The following is an 18,953-nucleotide window of genomic DNA, read 5'->3' on the forward strand; positions in this document are numbered from 1 at the left end:
GTGGCCTAGTCAGTGATAGCTGGGGCGGTATCAGCCGACGTCGCATGCAGCCCAGTGAGCTCACGTCCGACATCATCAATGATCGCTCTGGTACGTGCCTCCGTGACCGCGTGCACGACATCCTCGAGGTCGGCGCCTGCGCTCAGGGCAATCGGGACGGAGCGTGGCTCGTAGGCAGCGACATCCAGCTCCCATAGCGCGCCTTCCTCGGTCTCGTCCACGAGGGTAAAGCCGAGCTTGCGGTAATGGTCCTTCACCATACCGTTCTTGGGGCTGAGGCGGTATTCACCGACCAGCCGACGCACACCCTGCGCATGCGCCCAGGCATGCAGCACGTTCAGCACCTGCTCCTCGAGACGGCGGTTCAGTACCCGGCAACTCATCAGCCAAGTGTCGATGAGAACAGAATCGGCCTCCCGCTTGCAGATCAGGACACTGATCATGCCATTGTCGCCGAAGCGGTCCTGCAGGCGGACCTGCAGGCCGAGGACTGTCGGATCGGTTTCCAGGGCTGCCACCTCCGCTTCGCTATAGCGGCGGGTGGTTAGATTGAATTGGTTGGTCTTGTTGATCAGCTGCGCGATGCGTGCACGGCCTGCTTCATCGAAGCGCGCCACGTGCGCGCTCATGTTGAGTGACTGGAGGTAAGCACCCATATCGGAAGCGGCGCCGAGCGCGACCGTTCGTGCCGCGTTTTCCTGGTATTGGGCTGCACGCACGCGGTCTTCAGCCGTGAACTGCACCGACTCGAAGTAGCCGGCAGCCAGTAGCATGGCGGGGTAATATTCTGGCGCCGTCGGCAATTCCGGCACACCCACTTCAGGTAGCGCCAGCCGTACCTGCTGACGCTCGGCGGGATTGTCGTCGAGGAAGACAAGTGCGCTAACGTCGATGTTCAGGGTCTCGGCGATGGCGCGCAGGTTGCTCGCCTTGTCTTTCCAGTTGGCCTGGAAGACGGCAATATGTTCTTCGCGCAGCAGCATCTCCGGGTGCTCGCGGAACACTTGACGCGCTACGGCTTCATCGTTTTTGGACGACACCGCGAGCACGATGCCGCGCGCGCGCAAGGCCAGCGCCGTGCGTTGAACGGCCAAGTAGGCTTCGCCGACCGCGTCGCCCTGACCGAGCACGATTCCGGTCATCCCATCGTCACCAATGACACCACCCCACAGCGTGTTGTCGAGGTCGAGCACCAGGCACTTCTTCGCCTTGCCTTTGGCTGCCATGACAACCCTGCAAAGAGCATCCGCATACAAGGGCAGCATTTCATGACTGTACTGAAACTTACCGATGTTCCATTGAATAGGATCGTGCCAAGCGTCCAAGCCGACAGAGGCGGCGAGATGAGCCACGTCTAGCAGGACCATGCCGGGGGCCTGGGTGCTCCTGAGCAGTGCGTTAAATCGCTCGACCAGCCACATCTGCGTGCCGGGCAATTGGGCATCAAGGCTCCCGAACAGGGTATGAACTGGCGGTGCCAAAGTCTGCACGACGACGATAGCCCCATTCGCTGCCTGGAAGGCCTGGACCAGTTGGAGTACGGTCTGTAGCGCCGTACGCACAAGTTCGTCGGCGCGCTCAGCGTTTCCCGGACAGGGTGCCAGATCGAAGGCCCGGTAGTCGAGCGCCAGCACAACAACGTGGTTACGGCGCTGGTGCGTTTCGGAGTCCGGGTTGAGAGCTTCGCTGATGAAGGAGTTGAAAGGCGCGCTTTTAGCGTCGACCCAGATGCCATGTCGGGGAGCACTAGCGACGATCGCCGGCAGCACGAGGTCTACGGTGGCGTTCGACAGCACCGACAGCTTGAGCCAGTCTGTGCCCGCCGATAAGCTCGTCCTCGACACGGCCTTGGCCAGCAGCTCCAGCTGTGGCTGGCTCAGTGCCAGGGCGGACAGTGTGCGAATCTCAGCCTCGCCAACGGTTTCCGCTTGGCGCAGAGCGCGCACGCGCGCGCGAAAATCGTCCGCTGGCCTAGGCAGCCACGGAAGGTCTTTCAACTTCATGCTATGTCCCGGGAATAAATCAGGCAGTCTTTTGCTGTAGCAGGGCGACCAGTTCACCCACGTTCTTAATGCCGCTGATTTCGCTGGCGTTGAAACGCACACCAAATTCTTGTTCGATCGACAGGAACAAGCGCACGTTTCCCATACTGTCCCAGCCCTCGACCTGCGCCGCATTGAGGCTCGGCGTCGCTTCCAGGTCATCGTTGTCAAAAGTGTCGCGCAGGATCTCGGTCAGCGTGGCGTAGATCGATGTTGCATTGGTGTCGGAAGTCATATTGTTTCTTAAAATCACTGATTGCGAAGCACGCCTTAGATGTGGCGCTGATGGGAGCGCGGCAATCCAAATATGGAATGCAGACACCTTTAGCGGATGATGAGCCTGGTACTCTAGCTAGTTTAACTAGCTGTTAATTGTCCTACAAGCAAAATTTTCGGGAGTGTCGTATTCAGGATTTAACAGTTCTGCACTACGGTCTTGGCCTAAATACCTAGATGCCCGCCGTCCAATATTGTCGCGTTAGGCAACCGATGAGTGTGCTTCTCAAAAAAAACCAAAAAGCGTCGCATCTCATGCACAGGCTTTATTGCCCACGACTTCAGCCAACGCTCTTTCGAACGTCAACGTTCTCTATTCACGGAGGTTATCAACTGATAGTGAATACCGATAACTATCTAAATTTGTTAGCACTTAGAAAATTACTCTTTCTTATCAAAGACTTACGAATTTGACTCTCCGACTGAGAAACAAGTGTTTAAGTTCTGAATTCTTACAATTGGTTACTTCTTTCCCGACCGCATTTAGCTTAAGCTTGGGAAATGTTTCGCAGGAAATTTCTGTAGTTAACAATCTAACCACTGCCTTTCGGAATCACACATGCGACCTGCCAGCCTTACCCCCTTCATCCTCCTGTCGCTGGGCTTCGCCGCCAGCGCTTCCGCCGCCACCCTGTCTGTCGGCCCGGGCAAGACTTACGCAACGCCCTGCCGCGCCATCGCTGTCGCCAAGGCCGGCGACTTGATCGAAATCGCCGGCAACGTCACCTACAGCGGCGACGTCTGCACCATTTACGCCAGCAACCTGACCATCCGCGGCGTCAATGGCCGTCCGCGCATCGACGCCGCCGGCAAGAATGCCCAAGGCAAAGGCACCTGGGTCGTGGCAGGCAATGACGTGGTCGTGGAAAACGTTGAGATGTACGGCGCGAAAGTGCCTGACCAGAATGGCGCGGCCCTGCGCCTGGAGGGCACCAACTTCACCCTGCGTTCGGCCTTCTTGCACGACAACGAGAATGGGATCCTGACGGGCGTAAACCTGAACAGCAAGGTCCTGATTGAATACAGCGAGTTCGGCCACAATGGCTATGGCACCGGCTATACCCACAACCTGTACATCGGCAACATCGGCAGCCTGACCTTCCGCTACAACTACTCGCACGATGCCCACGTCGGCCACAACCTGAAGTCGCGTGCCCGCCTGAACATGATCGCGTACAACCGCTTTTCCAGCCTGAACGCCGGCGAAACCGGCACCACCGCAGCCGGTAAGCCGAGCTACGAGATCGACTTGCCGAACGCCGGCACCTCTTACGTGATCGGCAACGTGATCCAGCAGCCGGCCGCGAACGAGAACCCGACCCTGCTGGCCTATGGCGAAGAAGGCGCGAGCAACCCGGGCCACGATCTCTACGTGGTCAACAACACCTTCCTGAACGACAACAGCTCGAGCGGTACCTTCGTGCTGGTTGGTTCCAGCGTGACCAGCAAGGCCCTTCTGCAGAACAACATCTTCGGCGGCACCGGCGCCCTGACCACCCAGGTCGGCGCCATCGAAAAGACCAACTACCGCGCGCTTGCGCCGGGCTTCGTCAGCCGCGCCGCCTGGGACCTGCGTCCGACTGCTAATCCGCTGGTGATCGGCGCAGCATCGGTGCCGGGCTATGCGCCGAGCGGCGTGGGCCTCAAGCCGGGCGCGGAGTATCGCCACCGCGCCTCGGGCGTGAGCCGTCCGCAGGTGGGCACGTTGGACATCGGCGCCTATGAATCAGCACTGTAAGCTGTCTCGCTAAACCAGGCTATTGCGAAGCGCTGCTTCTGTTTTACGGTCTGAATGTAATAAGGGTGGACCGCAAATGTGTTCCACCCTTTACTCTTTTAGCTCATGTGATTCGTCTTTCAAACGTCACTCAGCTATACGCTCTTTGACTGCGCTCGACCTGACAGCAATTCGTTCCTGCATAGCCATCTATATCGTTATCGATTAGCAGCTCCACGCCAGTGAAACCTCGTAACCGGCGTCTGCTTTTGTCTGCCCGCTAGCCCTCCTATTCGCCATTTGGCTGGTCCCCGTCTCCCAAGGCACGATCATTAGTGCGGATCAGGTCGGTAACCTAGCTGCTTGGAGCAGCGGTCTGGCTTCTCCTAGGCGGAAAGCGTACTCGTCATACGCAGACTCGGCTACCTTGCACGGTTGCCTACATGTCTTTTCGGGCTTGAAAACTAGACGGTTACACGATGCCCTCGCTAGACCCAGCACAGCTTCTACTGTGCAGGAGATTTGGCCTACAGGGAATTTGCTCCTTCTCGCTGCGGCTCATACTCGCCAGTCACAGGCACATGCGCTAGACAACTCTCGAAAATCACCTGTGCTGCTTCTTCGTAGGCTATCCATGCGCACTTGAGCCTCTAAACTTGCAACGAGTGTTGCATCTGCGCACAATCCTGTTACTCAGCAATGCAAACTGTTAGTATAGCTGTTTGCTTTAGTGCAATAAAACAACAACATTTATCTTTAAATTTTGTTGACAACGCTTCGATTTACTTGCCCATAGTTCACGAGAAATGCATAGCGGTGATCATATTGTTGCAAATTTGCAATTATTCTGCTGAGAGCATTAGGAGTAATAATATCGGCCAATCCAAGAATCGTTTCATGCCTTACGGTGGGGCACAGTTTGCCAAGTTCCTTCTCGCTGGGGGTACTGGAACAGCATTGCACTATTTAATATTTGCCGCGCTCGTATCTATGCTGGGTATTACACCTGGCCCAGCTGCATTCGTAGGTGCTGCAGCCGGTGCGTGCATCGTCTATTCCTTGAATCGCCGCTTTACCTTCGCTAGTTCCCCCCCCCACCTTACGGCCCTGCCACGCTTCATTGCATTGGCCTTTATCGGCGCCTTGTCGAATGGCATAGCGGTTGGCATGTTGAGCAGCCTCGGCATCAATTTTTTGTTATCGCAATTTATGGTGTCTATCATTATTTTGATCATTAATTTCATCGTGAGTAAGATATGGATCTTCCGGTAGCATCCATGGCGAACAGCCTTCAGTATCCTGGTCTGACGCCCCGGTCAGCAGGCTTGATTCCTACTGTTTCGGTAGTCGCTCCCGCCTATAACGAGCAAGAGGTACTTGGTGAATTTTATCGCCGGGTAGCTGCCGTTCTATCCGGTTTGGGATGTGAGTATGAAATCGTATTAGTCAACGATGGCAGCCGCGATCAAACCTTGGCACTAATGCACGCCTTGCACGCACAAGATCCGCGTGTTACGGTCGTTGATCTGTCACGGAACTTTGGCAAAGAGATCGCACTAAGCGCAGGCTTAGACCATACTAAGGGCGAAGTCGTGGTTGTTCTTGATTCCGACTTGCAGGATCCGCCAGAGCTGATTCCACAAATGCTTGACCTCTGGCGCCAAGGCTATGACGTCATATATGGAACGCGTACCGTGCGCGACGGTGAGACGTGGTTTAAGAAAACCACAGCTAATTACTTTTATCGTTTGATCAAGAAGGTCAGCCGAGTCGACATCCCGAAAGATACTGGGGACTTTCGACTAATGTCACGTCGAGCCGTTGCTTCGCTGTCGAGGCTGCGCGAGGAACATCGGTTCATGAAGGGCTTGTTTGCCTGGATCGGATTTCCTTCCAAGGCGCTTCCTTACCGGCGCGATCCACGTGCGGCTGGGGAAACGAAATGGAACTATTGGAAGCTTTGGAACTTCGCGATCGAGGGAATTACTTCATTTACAGTTGCTCCACTCAAGATTAGTACCTATCTCGGCCTGCTCGTCGCGGTCCTGTCCCTGATATACGCAGCCTTCGTGATATGGAAGGCCTTAATATATTCCGACCCGGTGCGCGGGTATCCATCGTTGATGGCAGTGATTTTGTTTCTTGGCGGCGTACAATTGATATCGGTCGGTTTACTGGGCGAGTATGTTGGTCGCATCTTTAATGAAGTAAAACGCCGGCCGCTGTATCTCGTCAACCGTCGACTCGACTCCACGCTGCCCGGATCCTGCGCAGGAACGACGGACAACGCAGCATGATTGCACTACGTTCCTTCGTGTTCAGCACTTTGTTGCTTAGCACTGTGATCATTCTTCTGTGGCTGCAACCGCTGTTGACATTGCGTCTCCACCCAAGTGATGCTTACATGCACCTGTTATGGGCGGATCAGTTTTATTCGGCCTTGTCGGAAGGGATTTTAATGCCGCGGTGGGCTCCAATGAGCTTCGATGGATTAGGCGATCCGACCTTCGTATACTACCAGCCACTGTTTTACTATATTGACAGCGTTTTCCAATTCTTAGGTGCAAATTCGCATTATGCTCTGCTGTTGACGGCGCTCGTGGCTCACGGACTCCTCGCAACGATGAGCTATCGCCTTATTGCCGACTATTGCACACAGCGTTGGGCTCTGGTGGGGTCTGTTTTCGTAATTCTATCCCCATCCTTGTTGTTCGTTGCGTTTGCCATGGGATTTTTCCCATGGATGCTCGGAATACCCTTGAGTGCAATGTTTGTTATCGAAAGCATGCGTCCAAAGCCGCGCATAATGTACTTGGCCATTCTGCTGTGCTTTACGGTCCTCGCACATTTGCTCAGCGCACTGATCGCGTTAACTTGTGCATTCCTTTCCCGGCTCTTGATCCATGGACTCAGCCGACAATCTCTGCAAATGAATCTTGGCTGGGGGCTTGCCATTGTGGGGGGCCTGGGTCTGACGGCCTTTTTTCTCTATCCGGCACTTACACAGCTGCACCTCATCAACCCAGACGGTTGGACTGCTCACAAAACCTTCGACTGGCGCAGTGCCATGCTTTTCCCCACCTTTACTGCGGCCTTGTTTGGCCCCCGCTGGCTCACTTTCCAATGGTTTTTACCCGTGGTCGTACTTGGAATGGCGGTCATAGTCGTGGTCGGTGAACGCGGACGAGGCATCGTCGGACGAAAGGGTCCTGCCTATTGCTTGGCTGTCGCAGCCCTAGTGGCACTGGCATTGGGAAGCGAACTTGCATTCCCGCTATATTTACTAGTACCGCCGATGCAAAAACTTCAATTCCCATATCGCTACCTGCCGCTGGCAGCAATATTGGCAAGCCTCGCGTTGGTACTGCATTTTGGTCAGGTCTCGTGGCGATCCTGGAGCAAAGCGGGACGCGTAGTAATTACTTTGTTGTTAGTGCTCTACGGCGTCCAAGCATTCGCGGTGCAATGGAAGTTATACCAGCATGGCCAACGCCTGCATGAGATTGCATGGTTTGCAAACAGTCGGGTTGGCCAGAGCGAGTATTTGCTTGCATCTCGAGGTCCACATTGGGAGCAATACATCAAAGATGGCAAGTTGACTGGGGAATGTGCAAGACTCAGTATCCGTTGCGAGGAGCCTGCCGTACAACGCACCCACGGGTTCCAAGCAACGATCGATACCAATCGCGCAATAACTCTGCGCTTACCTGTATTCGCCTACCCTGCTTGGGGGATAACTGTAGACTCCCAAGCACAAGCGCTTGTGTTAGATCCTGATACTGGCTTGGTGTTGGTGACTCTGCAACCTGGGCACCACGAGGTTCAACTGCATTGGGAGGGTTTACCGGCTGAACATGCAGGACGTTTGATTACCCTGATCGTCATCTTCTTCTTTGCCTTGTTGCAATCTATGCTATGGCTGCGCAAGCATCACGCGACCAAGGTAACAAGGTTGCTAACCTAGTTTTGTCCGAACAGTCGCTGGATAGTTGTACATTGGCGTCACGCAGGCCTGCGATACAGATATGGCATGTCTCCGAAGCACAATTGCTCGACAGTCTGGCAGTAGAAAGCTTCTTCGCTATGCCTAAATCAAGTCGCCTGCCAGAAAATCTTCGGTAGTGCCACCAAGTTACGCGGTGCATGGTTAGCTATATTCGCTATAAATCAAAACCGAAGTAAGATCAAAACTGATGGCCTGAGTCCCGTTTATTACAGGACTCAGGCTCGGCCGCCCGAGAACTCAACTGTCAAATTTCGAGGTCAGTTCAATGAGCGTCCCTTTTGCTTCGTTTTAGTTCCGGTGCTTACCAGATAATCACGCGCTCCTGCGGCGCCAGGTACATCTTATCGCCTGCCTTCACGCCGAAGGCTTCGTAGAAGCCCGGCTGGTTCTTCAGGGTGCCGTTGGCGCGGAACTGGGCCGGCGAGTGCGGGTCGGTCTTGACCTGGGCGATCGCCGCCGGTTCGCGCATCTTCGCGCGCCACACCTGGCCCCAGCCCATGTAGAAGCGCTGGTCGCCCGTGAGGCCCTTGATCACCGGCGCCTGCTTGCCCTTCAGCGACAGCTTGTAGGCCTTGTAGGCGATCGCCAGGCCCGAGTTGTCGCCGATGTTCTCGCCCAGGGTCAGCTCGCCGTTGACGTTGTAGCCCGGCAGCGGGCTGTAGCCGGCGTACTGCTTGATCAGCACCTTGGTCTTCTCGCCGAAGCGCTTGCCGTCTTCCTCGGTCCACCAGTTGCGCATGTTGCCATCGCCGTCGTACTGCGAACCCTGGTCGTCGAAGCCGTGGCTGATCTCATGGCCGATCACGGCGCCGATGCCGCCATAGTTGACCGCGTCGTCGGCCTTCGCATCGAAGAACGGCGGCTGCAGGATCGCAGCCGGGAACACGATCTCGTTCAGTTCCGGGTTGTAGTAGGCGTTGATGGTCTGCGGGGTCATGCCCCATTCGTCGCGGTCGATCGGCTTGCCCAGCTTGTTCAGCTCGCGGTTCGACTCGACGGTGCGCGAACGCATCACGTTGCCCACCAGGTCGTCACGCTTGACGGTCAGGGCGGAGTAATCCTTCCACTTGTTCGGGTAGCCGATTTTCGGGGTGAACTTGGCCAGCTTGGCCTGGGCTTCCTTCTTGGTGGCGGGGCTCATCCAGTCCAAGGTATCGATCGACTGGCGGTAGGCTTCCAGCAGGTTCTTCACCAGCACTTCCATGCGCGCCTTGCGTTCGGCGGGGAAGTGCTCCTTCACGTACAGCTTGCCGACCGCATCGCCCAGCGAACCTTCGATGGTCGACACCCCGCGCTTCCAGCGCGGTTCCAGCTTCGGCGCGCCGGACAGCGTGGTGCCGTGGAAGGCGAAACGCTGGTCGACGAATGGCTTCGACAGGTAGTTGGCATAGCCGTTGACCAGGTGCAGCTGGAGGTAGGCCTTCCAGGTCTCGAGCGGCACGCGGTTCACGACCTCGGCCACGCCCTTCAGGTAGCTCGGCTGGCTGACGATGACATAGTCGGTCTTGCCCTTGATGCCCGATTCAGTCAGCCAGGCGTCCCAGGCGAAGCCCGGCGCCAGTTCGTTCAGCTTGGTGAGCTCGACCCTGTTGTAGGTCTTGACCGGGTCGCGGTTCTCGACCTTGGTCCACTGGACCTTGGCCAGTTCGGTTTCCAGCTCGACGATGGCTTTTGCGTTGGCGGCGGCGTTCTGGTCGCCCGACAGCGCTAGCATCTTCTCGACGTGCTGCTGGTACTTGGCGCGGGTGTCGGCCAGCTTGGCATCGTCCGTTTTCAGGTAGTAGTCGCGGTCCGGCATGCCCAGGCCCGTCTGCACCAGGTCGGCCACGTACTTGGTCGAGTCCTTGGCATCCTGGTGGATGTAGAAATCGTAGGGCGTGGTGACGCCGATGCGGCCCAGGCGCGCGAAGGTCGCCGGCAGTTCGGCCTTGTCCTTGATGGCGGCGATTTTCGCCAGTTCGCCCTTGAGCGGGGTGATGCCCAGCTGCTCGAGGCGCGCTTCGTCCATGTAGCTGGCGAAGAAGTCGCCGATCAGCTGCTGTTCCGAGCCGGCGCGGGCGTTCTTGGTCGCCGCCGACTTCTCGATGATGGCGCGCAGCTGCGGCTGGGTGTCGTCGTGCAGCTTGTGGAAGGCGCCCCAGCTCGACTTGTCGGACGGGATTTCGACGGTTTTCAGCCACTTGCCGTTCAGGTGTTCGAAGAAGTCGTCCTGGGCGCGCACACCCGGCTCGACGTATTCGAGCGCGATGCCCGCCGCCAGAGGCTTGGCCTTGGCGCCGCCGGCGGCGTTCTTGGTGGATTCGGCCTGGGCCATCGAGGCGACCAGGATCAGCGCCGCGGCGCTGAGGAGATGTCGTTTCATGCGGTTCTCTCGTTCTATGTCTGTCGTTGTTGTCGTTATAAGTGAAACGGGCCGGCACTGTGAAGCGCCGGCCCGTGGACCTGCCAGGTGATTACCAGATCAGCACGCGATCTTGCGGCGCCAGGTACATCTTGTCGCCCGGTTTCACGCCGAAGGCCTCGTAGAACTCCGGCATGTTCATCACGGTGCCGTTGGCGCGGAACTGGCCCGGCGAGTGCGGGTCGGTCTTGACCTGGTTGATCTGCTGCGCTTCGCGCATCTTCGAACGCCACACCTGGCCGAAGCCCATGAAGAAGCGCTGGTCGCCGCTCAAGCCGTCGATCACCGGGGCCGGCTGGCCGTGCAGCGAGATCTTGTAGGCCTTGTAGGCGATCGACAGGCCGGCGTTGTCGCCGATGTTCTCGCCCAGGGTCAGTTCGCCGTTGACGTTATAGCCCGGCAGCGGCGAGAAGCCGTTGAACTGCTTGACCAGCTTGTCGGTGCGGGTCTTGAACGCGGCGCGGTCGGCATCGGTCCACCAGTCGCGCAGGTTGCCGTCGCCGTCAGACTGGCTGCCCTTGTCATCGAAGCCGTGGCCGATTTCGTGGCCGATCACAGCGCCGATCGCGCCGTAGTTAACCGCGTCGTCGGCGCGCATGTCGAAGAACGGCGGCTGCAGGATGGCGGCCGGGAACACGATCTCGTTGGTGGTGCTGCGGTAGTAGGCGTTCACGGTCTGCGGCGTCATGCCCCATTCGGTGCGGTCGACCGGCTTGCCCAGCTTGTTCAGCTGGTAGTTGTAGCGGAAGGTCGCGGTGCGCATCGCGTTGCCGACCAGGTCGTCACGCTTGATGGACAGCTTCGAGTAGTCGCGCCACTTATCCGGATAGCCGATCTTCGGGGTGAACTTGGCCAGCTTGGCGCGGGCTTCCTTCTTGGTGGTCGGGCTCATCCACTCGAGGTTGTCGATCGACTGGCCGTAGGCGACGATCAGGTTCTTCACCAGCTCTTCCATGCGCGCCTTGCGCTCGGCCGGGAAGTGCTCCTTCACGTACAGCTTGCCGACGGCTTCGCCCAGTGCGCTCTCCACCGTGCCGACGCCGCGCTTCCACAGCGGGGCCTGCTCCGCCACGCCCGACAGGGCGGTGCCGTAGAACGAGAAGCTCTGGTCCACGAAGGCTTTCGACAGCAGCGGCGAGAATTCGCGCAGCAGCTGCCACTCGAAGTAGGACTTCAGGGTCGACAGCTCGGTCTTGGCCAGCACCTCGTTCAGGCCCTGGAAGTAGCTCGGCTGGTTGACGATGACGGTGTCGACCTTGTTGCCGATGCCCGACGCGCCCAGCGCCGCCTTCCAGTCGTAGCCAGGTGCCAGCTTGCCCAGCTCGGCCACGCTCATCTTGTTGTAGCGCTTGACCGGGTCGCGGTTCTCGACGCGGGTCCACTGCACCTTGGCCAGCTCGGTCTCGAAATCGACGATGGCCTTGGCCTGGGCCGCTGCGTCCTTTTCACCGGCCAGGGCCAGGGTCTTCTCGACGTGGGTCAGATACTTGGCGCGCACTTCCGCCAGCTTGGCGTCGTCCTGCTTCAGGTAGTAGTCGCGGTCCGGCATACCCAGGCCGCTCTGCGAGATGTACACGACATGCTCGGTCGACTTGCGCATGTCCTGGCTGACGTAGATGCCGTAGGGGGTCGACACGCCGATTTTCGACAGGTGCGCGACCAGGGTCGGCAGGCCTTTCTTGTCCTTCAGGGTGCGGATCTTCTGCAGCTCGCCGTTGAGCGGCTTGGTGCCCAGGGCTTCGCGGCGCGCTTCATCCATGTAGCTGGCGTACAGGTCGCCGATCTTCTGGGTCTCGGACCCAAGCTTGGCCGACTTGTCGGCCTGCGCCGCCTCGATGATCGACTTGATCTGCGGCGTGGTGTCGTCGCGCAGCTTCATGAAGGTGCCCCAGCTCGCCTTGTCGCTCGGGATCTCGGTCTCTTTCAGCCACTTGCCGTTCAGGTAGGTGAAGAAATCGTCCTGCGGGCGCACGCTGGTGTCGATGAACTGGGTGTCGATGCCCGAGACCGGCGCGCCGGACGGCTTGGCCGGGGCGTTATCGGCGGCGTTGGCGAAAGCTGCCATCAGGGACAGCGTCAGGGTGCTCAAAAGGATTCGCTTCACGGAATGGTCCTCGAATGCTAGGGAATTGCTGGGGTTTGTGAAAAAGCGGCCGGCTTGTGGCCGGTCTTCAGGATGTGCGCCATCAGAGCGTCAGCTCCATGGTCACGCCGACAGTCGCGCGGGTACGCGCCTGGATTGCCGTGTAGACCTCAGGCACGGTGACGGGATGCGCCGTGTCGTGGTGCTGCGCCAGCAGGTGAGAGCCGAACACGCCCAAAGGCGTGCTGGCGGAAAAACGCAGGAGTCCGGCCCGGCATGGCCGCGCGGACGAGAGAGTCGATTTCTTCATTCTTATAATGTTCTGCCTGACATCCCGCCCCGCCGTTCTCGACGGTAGGGGCCGACCCCATTCTAGCGGCTGCGCAAGGGGTGGGTAGGGGCTGGAGGGCTTTTTTACTTTTCGATACATGCGGACAGGGCGATATCACGTATGCATGTGTTGGTACGTCACAACAAGCGCGCCTGTGCCAGGGCCCTATTGCTTCGAGGAATGTAGAATCGACGGGAATAAAAAAGCCCGCGGAGGGGGCCGCGGGCAAAGACCACTTCAAAAGTGGAGAGAGAGAAAAACTGGAATTCACTATAGGTTCCAGCCCCCGCGTTCGCTTCGACTCTTACAATTGCTTACCAAGCTAGCAAAACCGTAACAGGCCTTTACGAAAAGCTGTTGTCATGTATGCATGAGCACATGGTTTGGCCTGCTTCGGAGCAGCCCTCGGCGTTCGGGTTTATACTGGACTTGCGCTATCTCATGTGTGCCGGCCACGGCATGACGAGAGCATCAGCGTTCACATCGGGTGATCCATGGGCTCCACTTTCAAGAATTCCTGTCTCGTCGGCCTGGGCGTCATTGCCGGGGTCGCGGCCACCATGCAGTTTTCGGCGCTGGCCCAGAAGCCGGTCGAGGCCGGCATGCCGATGGCCGAGCTGCGCCAGCTGGCCGACGTCTATGGCGTCATCAAGTCCACCTATGTCGAACCGGTCGAGGACCGCGCCCTGCTGTCGGAAGCGATTTCCGGCATGGTGGCCTCGCTCGACCCGCACTCGGCCTACCTCGACCCGCGCGCCTACCGCGAGCTGCGCGAAGGCACCGAAGGCCGCTTCGTCGGCCTGGGCATCGAGATTTCCGAGAGCGAGGACGGTTTCGTCGAAATCGTCGCCCCGATCGAGGACTCCCCCGCCTGGCATGCCGGCATCAAGGAAGGCGACCTGATCACCCAGATCGACGGCCATCCGGTGCAGGGCCTGCCGATCGACGACGCCATCAAGCGCATGCGCGGCGAGCCGGGCACCAAGGTCACACTCACCATCGCGCGCAAGGACAGCCCTGCCCCGCTGCGCTTTACCATCGCGCGCGGCGAAATCGTCCAGAAAAGCGTCAAGGCCAAGATGGTGGAGCCGGGCTATGCCTGGCTGCGCGTGGCCCAGTTCCAGGAACCGACCGTGGACGACATGGCGGCCAAGCTGCAGGCCCTGTACCGCGACAACCCGGACATGAAGGGCCTCGTGCTCGACCTGCGCAACGATCCGGGCGGCCTGCTGCAGGGCGCGATCGGCGTCGCCGCGGCCTTCCTGCCGAAGGACGCCGAGATCGTCTCGACCAATGGCCAGCTGCCGGACTCGCGCCAGCGCTTCTACGGCCGCCCCGAGTTCTACATGCTGCGCAGCGGCGCCGATCCGCTGGCCAGCCTGCCGCCCGCCTTCAAGAAACTGCCGATGGTGGTGCTGGTGAACACCGGCTCGGCCTCGGCCTCCGAAATCGTGGCCGGCGCGCTGCAGGACTACCGCCGCGCCACCATCCTCGGCAGCCAGACCTTCGGCAAGGGCTCGGTACAGACCATCCGCCCGATCGGGCGCGACGCCGCCGTCAAGCTGACCACCGCGCGCTACTACACCCCGGCCGGGCGCTCGATCCAGGCGCGCGGCATCGTGCCCGACTTCCCGGTCGACGAAACGGCCGATGGCGATGGTCTGAATGCGCTGCGCATGCGCGAAGCCGACCTCGAACGGCATTTGTCGAACGACCGCGACAAGGAATCCGCCACGCGCCAGGAAGACATCGACGAGCAGATGCGCCTGTGGGCCGATGCGCGCGAGCGCAAACCGGTCGACTACGGCAGCGCCGACGACTTCCAGCTGGCCCAGGCCCTGCGCCACCTCAAGGGCGAGAAGGTGCAGCTGTCCAAGCGCGCGGGAGCGGCCGGAGCCACGCTCGCGCAGGGGCACTGAGCTCTTTGCAGACAGGTCAAGCTTGTCAATTCCGCCAATTCCCAGCCCCCGCATGAGCGTGTAGAATCGGCGCATCTTCCGGAAACCCCGGTTATTTCCTTTGAAAGTTTGAAAATGAAACCTGTCGTGATCAGCGGCACCGGCCTGTTTACGCCGCCGTATTCCATCTCCAACGATGAGCTGGTAACGGCCTACAACGCCTACGTCGACCTGTACAACCAGGAACACGCCGCCGCGATCGCCGCCGGCGAGGCCACTGCGCTGGAACATTCGAGCAGCGCCTTCATCGAAAAAGCTTCCGGCATCAAGTCGCGCTACGTGATGGAGAAGGAAGGCATCCTCGACCCGGCCCACATGACCGCGCGTATCCCGGAACGCAGCGACGAGCAGGTCTCGCTGCAGGCCGAGATGTGCGTGGCCGCTGCGCGCGAAGCGCTGGACCGCGCCGGCAAGCAGCCGTCCGACATCGACATGGTGCTGGTGGCCTGCTCGAACATGCAGCGCCCCTACCCGGCAATGGCGGTCGAAGTCCAGGATGCCCTCGGCATCGACGGCTTCGGCTTCGACATGAACGTGGCCTGCTCCTCGGCCACCTTCGGCATCCAGACCGCGGTCGACGCGGTGCGCAGCGGCCGTGCGCGCGCCGTGCTGATGCTGAACCCGGAAATCACCAGCGGCCACCTGAACTTCCGCGACCGCGACAGCCACTTCATTTTCGGGGACGCCTGCACCGCCGTGATCGTCGAAGCCGCGGACACCGCGACCAGCCGCCACCAGTGGGAAATCCTGGACAGCAAGCTCAAGACCAAGTTCTCGAACAACATCCGCAACAACTTCGGTTTCATGAATCGCTTCGACGAAGCGGGCATCGGCGCGCCGGACAAGCTGTTCCGCCAGCAGGGCCGCAAGGTGTTCAAGGAAGTGTGCCCGATGGCAGCGGAGACGATCGCCGACACCGTGAAGAACGCCGGCCTCGAGATCAAGGACGTGTCGCGCTACTGGCTGCACCAGGCCAACCTGAACATGAACCAGCTGATCGCGCGCACCCTGCTGGGCCGCGAAGCGGAGCCGAACGAAGCGCCGGTGATCCTCGACACCTACGCCAACACTTCGTCAGCAGGGTCGATCATTGCGTTCCACAAGTACCAGGACGACCTGCCGGCGGGATCGAATGGCGTGATCTGCTCGTTCGGCGCCGGCTACTCGATCGGCTGCGTGGTGGTGCGCAAGAAGTAAGCTGTCGCTTTCATCCTGCGTGGCTCGGACTCGCGCGCAGTGGATTGGGACGTCGCAAGCGGTCGTGACAGTATTGGGCCAGGCGGTACACCTGGCTCAAGGGCTGCTTGTGCAAACCCAGGCGGACGATCGATGCGGTCTGCGACTTGTAGTGTTCCTTGAACACCTGCTCATGGCTCTGCTGGTTTCCGCTATACACGCTGTACTCGAGTCCGAGCTGGTCGTGTCCGCTGACGAAACGGTGCGGATGACCCGACAGGATACGCTGGATGGCTACCGTGTAGGGCACTGGCCCCGTCAAGCGTAGGACACCGTTCTTCCCGGCTTCGTGCAAGAACGGATCGTACTTGCCGAGATTGAACAAGACCTGCTCGATCACGGCTCTGAGGAAGGGATGCCCAGGGGCGCAGAAGATGTGCCATTGCTGGTACTCGCCTCCGGGGATATGGCGCAAATCGTGCAATTCGCCCCAGGCCGTAAACTGTCCATCCGCGGTGCGCCATTGCGACAGGATAAATTGGTCCTCAGAGCGGATCAGTTCGTCCAGGGGCCGGGTCGCTCGGCTCTTGATGTCCAGGTAGACGCCGCCCATCTTGTACATGAGCAGATACCGAAACAGATCGGCGCGCGCAGCGCCGTATCTGGGGTGAATGCGCTGGAAAGCATCCAACACATGGGGCGGATAGTGGCGGACCAGGAAATCACTGATATCGTCGTCGTCGTAAAAACGATATTCCCACTCCGGGTTCAAGGCACGCAGATGATCGACGTTCTCCTGCAGGATCGGCGGTAACTCGCGTCCCTGAAAGGCCGGACGTATGCCGATCTGGTGGATAACGCGTGGGATGGTTTTGCCAGCGGGAAGCTCCTGCACCAATTCTTTGTTCGGAGGAGTATTCAGCTGGGGTATCAATAGCCGCTTGATCTGCATGGTCGGCGCACCGGAATTGTAAATTAATTAAGTTACAAATCTAGCACGGTCGAGTCACGCAACTTGTTTCATTACGAGTAATCAATAAATCGTAAATAATAGAAAGCCAGCCCGTGGGCGCAAGTCGCTTGGACGGGAAATGGACTACGAACCAGCCATCCTGTCGGGGGCTTTGATATACAGGAAGTTATCGCCGGGTAGCCAGTGCTCTTGATACTGATCGGCGAGGCATGGGTTGTGCGCCGTCAGCAAGAAAATGAGCCCTTTACCGTTCAGGTCCTGCTCAATTGTTTTGGGCATAGCCCTGCAGGTGGACAGCATGTCGGCGATCGCGCGCTGACGCTCGCGGTGTTCCGGCGCGGCATATCCCTTGACGCTGGTGACAATGAAGGCCGGATCCATCGAATAGCCTACCTGGACTGGCCCTTCATAAACATATTGCGGGATCCGGATAAAGGGAACGACGGGTTCATTCACGTTGGTCACCATAGCGACAGTACGCTTGTCGATTCCATGTTGCTTGGAAATCTCGTCGATCGACTCGCCCAACTCGCTACGAACAAGGAATGCGCTCTCGTCCATCACAGGCGTCTCCCCCATCCTTGGCCTGCGATCTGCCAACTGGAAGATGACGAGCACGATCGACCCCAGCACGAGTGCGGACAATGCCCAGCTGCGGCGCAAGGCGCCGGCATGATCGGGACCCGAGGGTAGCAATGCGCTGGCAGCGTGAAACAGCAGCAGGATGTTCGCCCCATACAGGAATTTGTACTGGATATCGGCAGGCAACTTGAACAATACGAACAGCACTGCCAGGCAAAGCAGCGCCAGCAGGGTCAGGAGCCACTCGAGCCTGGGTTGCTTCCTGATCGCGACGTAGGCAAACAGCGCCAGCAATCCGATCGACAGGCCGACATTGATTACGCCGATCACCAGCCGCTTCGGCTCGAGCAGGATGCCGAGCCCGCTCCCTGCCTTGTCTACGCCAAGGTAGCCCATCGTCAGCAGCAGGCTCAGTGCAACGAGCACGGGCGAGATGCAGGCGAGGAGCGCAGCGGGTGGCCGTTGGCGCAGTAAGGGAACGGCCTGGCGCAGCGCCATCATCCCGCTGAACAGGACGGCGACCGGCCCGAGTGCCGGATAGGTGACGCAGGCCTGTACGCCGAAATAGGTTTCCAGCATTCGGAGACCCTCCTTCCCGCGGCCCTGGAGCAGCACGCAGAGATACTGCAGCGACAGCGACATCAGGCCGACGGTCATCGCGTCGATGTGCCGGTGCTTGGCAATCAGGGGAACGCTGCGGTTTTCGATGTAGATGTACAGGCCCGACTCCTGCAGGAGCAGCGTGGACAGGTACACCAGGGCGCCGGACGAGAGCATGAGGAATGCAATGATTAGCGCGTTCTGGAACTGTCCGCTGTCCTTCTTCACCGTACGCAGCCAGATATGCAGGCTGCCCGCCCACACGAAGATCGAGAGAATATTGAAGGCCGGGTAGGTCAGGGTCGGCGACAGGTCGAGCATCCTGCTGATGGCGGCCAGCGGCAGCAGACCGAAGAAAGGATAGGAGAGCGCTTTCCCAAAATAGCCCAGGTCAGCGCCGCCATTGCCCAGCGCCGAATAGAGGGCTTCCAGCTGCAACAGGTGGTGCCATCCGAAGATCCTGAGTTCCGGGTCGGCAAACCACAGGAACACGAGCGGCGCGCCGATCAGGCCAGTCGCCACCAACGGGCCAAGGAATTCGGCGATCTCCCCCGCCGCCATGCGTGCTTGTGTCCTGCCGATGCCGTATGCAAGGGCAATGCAGGCCAGGTGCAGGACCATCAGCAGCGCTCCTGCACCCGGACGGGCGATCAGGAGCATGGACTCCGCTACCAGGACCAGAGGCCAGGCGCCAAGCACCATCAGGATCCGCATCGATCCGGTGGCTGCGGAGCCGAGGCGGACGATGAGCCATGTGACCGACAGCGACGAGACGACGATAGCGAGTTGAAAGAGGTCCATCTGACGG

At 59.2% G+C, this 18,953-nt stretch carries 13 protein-coding genes; 6 read left to right on the top strand and 7 right to left on the bottom strand.

From position 1 onward, the window contains the following. Window positions 1-5: 5 nt before the first annotated feature. Complete coding sequence (locus GV068_RS14665; protein ID WP_159699076.1) at window positions 6-2,003, bottom strand: HAD family hydrolase; 1,998 nt, start codon at window positions 2,001-2,003, stop codon at window positions 6-8. A 19-nt stretch (window positions 2,004-2,022) separates the two neighbouring features. Continuing rightward, the gene (locus tag GV068_RS14670; RefSeq protein WP_159699079.1) at window positions 2,023-2,277 is read right to left on the bottom strand and encodes an acyl carrier protein; all 255 of its coding nucleotides are present in this window, start codon (window positions 2,275-2,277) and stop codon (window positions 2,023-2,025) included. Window positions 2,278-2,877: 600 nt separating this feature from the next. On the opposite strand from GV068_RS14670, the gene GV068_RS14675 reads away from it, so the two are divergent. The 4 genes from GV068_RS14675 to GV068_RS14690 all read left to right on the top strand — a co-directional run bounded on the left by GV068_RS14675 (window position 2,878) and on the right by GV068_RS14690 (window position 7,999). Further along, window positions 2,878-4,056, top strand: a complete 1,179-nt coding sequence (locus tag GV068_RS14675; protein ID WP_229464220.1) for a hypothetical protein — start codon at window positions 2,878-2,880, stop codon at window positions 4,054-4,056. A 678-nt stretch (window positions 4,057-4,734) separates the two neighbouring features. Further along, a complete protein-coding gene (locus GV068_RS14680) occupies window positions 4,735-5,307 on the top strand; it encodes a GtrA family protein (protein WP_159699082.1) in 573 nt (190 codons plus the stop codon). Window positions 5,308-5,312: 5 nt separating this feature from the next. Next, window positions 5,313-6,332 (top strand): glycosyltransferase family 2 protein, encoded by a 1,020-nt coding sequence (locus GV068_RS14685; protein WP_159699085.1) that lies wholly within the window; start codon window positions 5,313-5,315, stop codon window positions 6,330-6,332. Further along, the gene (locus GV068_RS14690) at window positions 6,329-7,999 is read left to right on the top strand and encodes a 6-pyruvoyl-tetrahydropterin synthase-related protein (RefSeq protein ID WP_159699088.1); all 1,671 of its coding nucleotides are present in this window, start codon (window positions 6,329-6,331) and stop codon (window positions 7,997-7,999) included. Before GV068_RS14685 ends, GV068_RS14690 begins: the two co-directional genes overlap by 4 nt. A gap of 343 nt (window positions 8,000-8,342) precedes the next feature. On the opposite strand, the gene GV068_RS14695 is transcribed toward GV068_RS14690, so the two are convergent. The 3 genes from GV068_RS14695 to GV068_RS14705 form a co-directional block, all read right to left on the bottom strand. After that, window positions 8,343-10,403, bottom strand: a complete 2,061-nt coding sequence (locus GV068_RS14695) for a M13 family metallopeptidase (protein WP_159699091.1) — start codon at window positions 10,401-10,403, stop codon at window positions 8,343-8,345. Between the two features lie 91 nt (window positions 10,404-10,494). Next, a complete protein-coding gene (locus GV068_RS14700) occupies window positions 10,495-12,507 on the bottom strand; it encodes a M13 family metallopeptidase (protein WP_201303387.1) in 2,013 nt (670 codons plus the stop codon). A gap of 121 nt (window positions 12,508-12,628) precedes the next feature. After that, a complete protein-coding gene (locus GV068_RS14705) occupies window positions 12,629-12,835 on the bottom strand; it encodes a hypothetical protein (RefSeq protein ID WP_159699097.1) in 207 nt (68 codons plus the stop codon). A 515-nt stretch (window positions 12,836-13,350) separates the two neighbouring features. On the opposite strand from GV068_RS14705, the gene GV068_RS14710 reads away from it, so the two are divergent. Next, a complete protein-coding gene (locus GV068_RS14710; protein ID WP_159699100.1) occupies window positions 13,351-14,775 on the top strand; it encodes a S41 family peptidase in 1,425 nt (474 codons plus the stop codon). Window positions 14,776-14,889: 114 nt separating this feature from the next. Next, window positions 14,890-16,011 (top strand): beta-ketoacyl-ACP synthase III, encoded by a 1,122-nt coding sequence (locus GV068_RS14715; RefSeq protein ID WP_159699103.1) that lies wholly within the window; start codon window positions 14,890-14,892, stop codon window positions 16,009-16,011. A 10-nt stretch (window positions 16,012-16,021) separates the two neighbouring features. On the opposite strand, the gene GV068_RS14720 is transcribed toward GV068_RS14715, so the two are convergent. Together GV068_RS14720 and GV068_RS14725 are read right to left on the bottom strand one after the other, a co-directional pair. Continuing rightward, window positions 16,022-16,942 carry a glycosyltransferase family 32 protein gene (locus GV068_RS14720; RefSeq protein ID WP_159699106.1) on the bottom strand — a complete coding sequence of 307 codons (921 nt, stop codon included), beginning with the start codon at window positions 16,940-16,942 and terminating at the stop codon, window positions 16,022-16,024. 144 nt (window positions 16,943-17,086) lie between these two features. Then, window positions 17,087-18,946, bottom strand: coding sequence for a hypothetical protein (locus GV068_RS14725; protein WP_159699109.1), 1,860 nt, complete (start codon window positions 18,944-18,946; stop codon window positions 17,087-17,089). Between the last annotated feature and the right edge of the window lie 7 nt (window positions 18,947-18,953).

Source organism: Massilia sp. 9I (assembly GCF_902506415.1).
GTDB lineage: Bacteria > Pseudomonadota > Gammaproteobacteria > Burkholderiales > Burkholderiaceae_D > Telluria.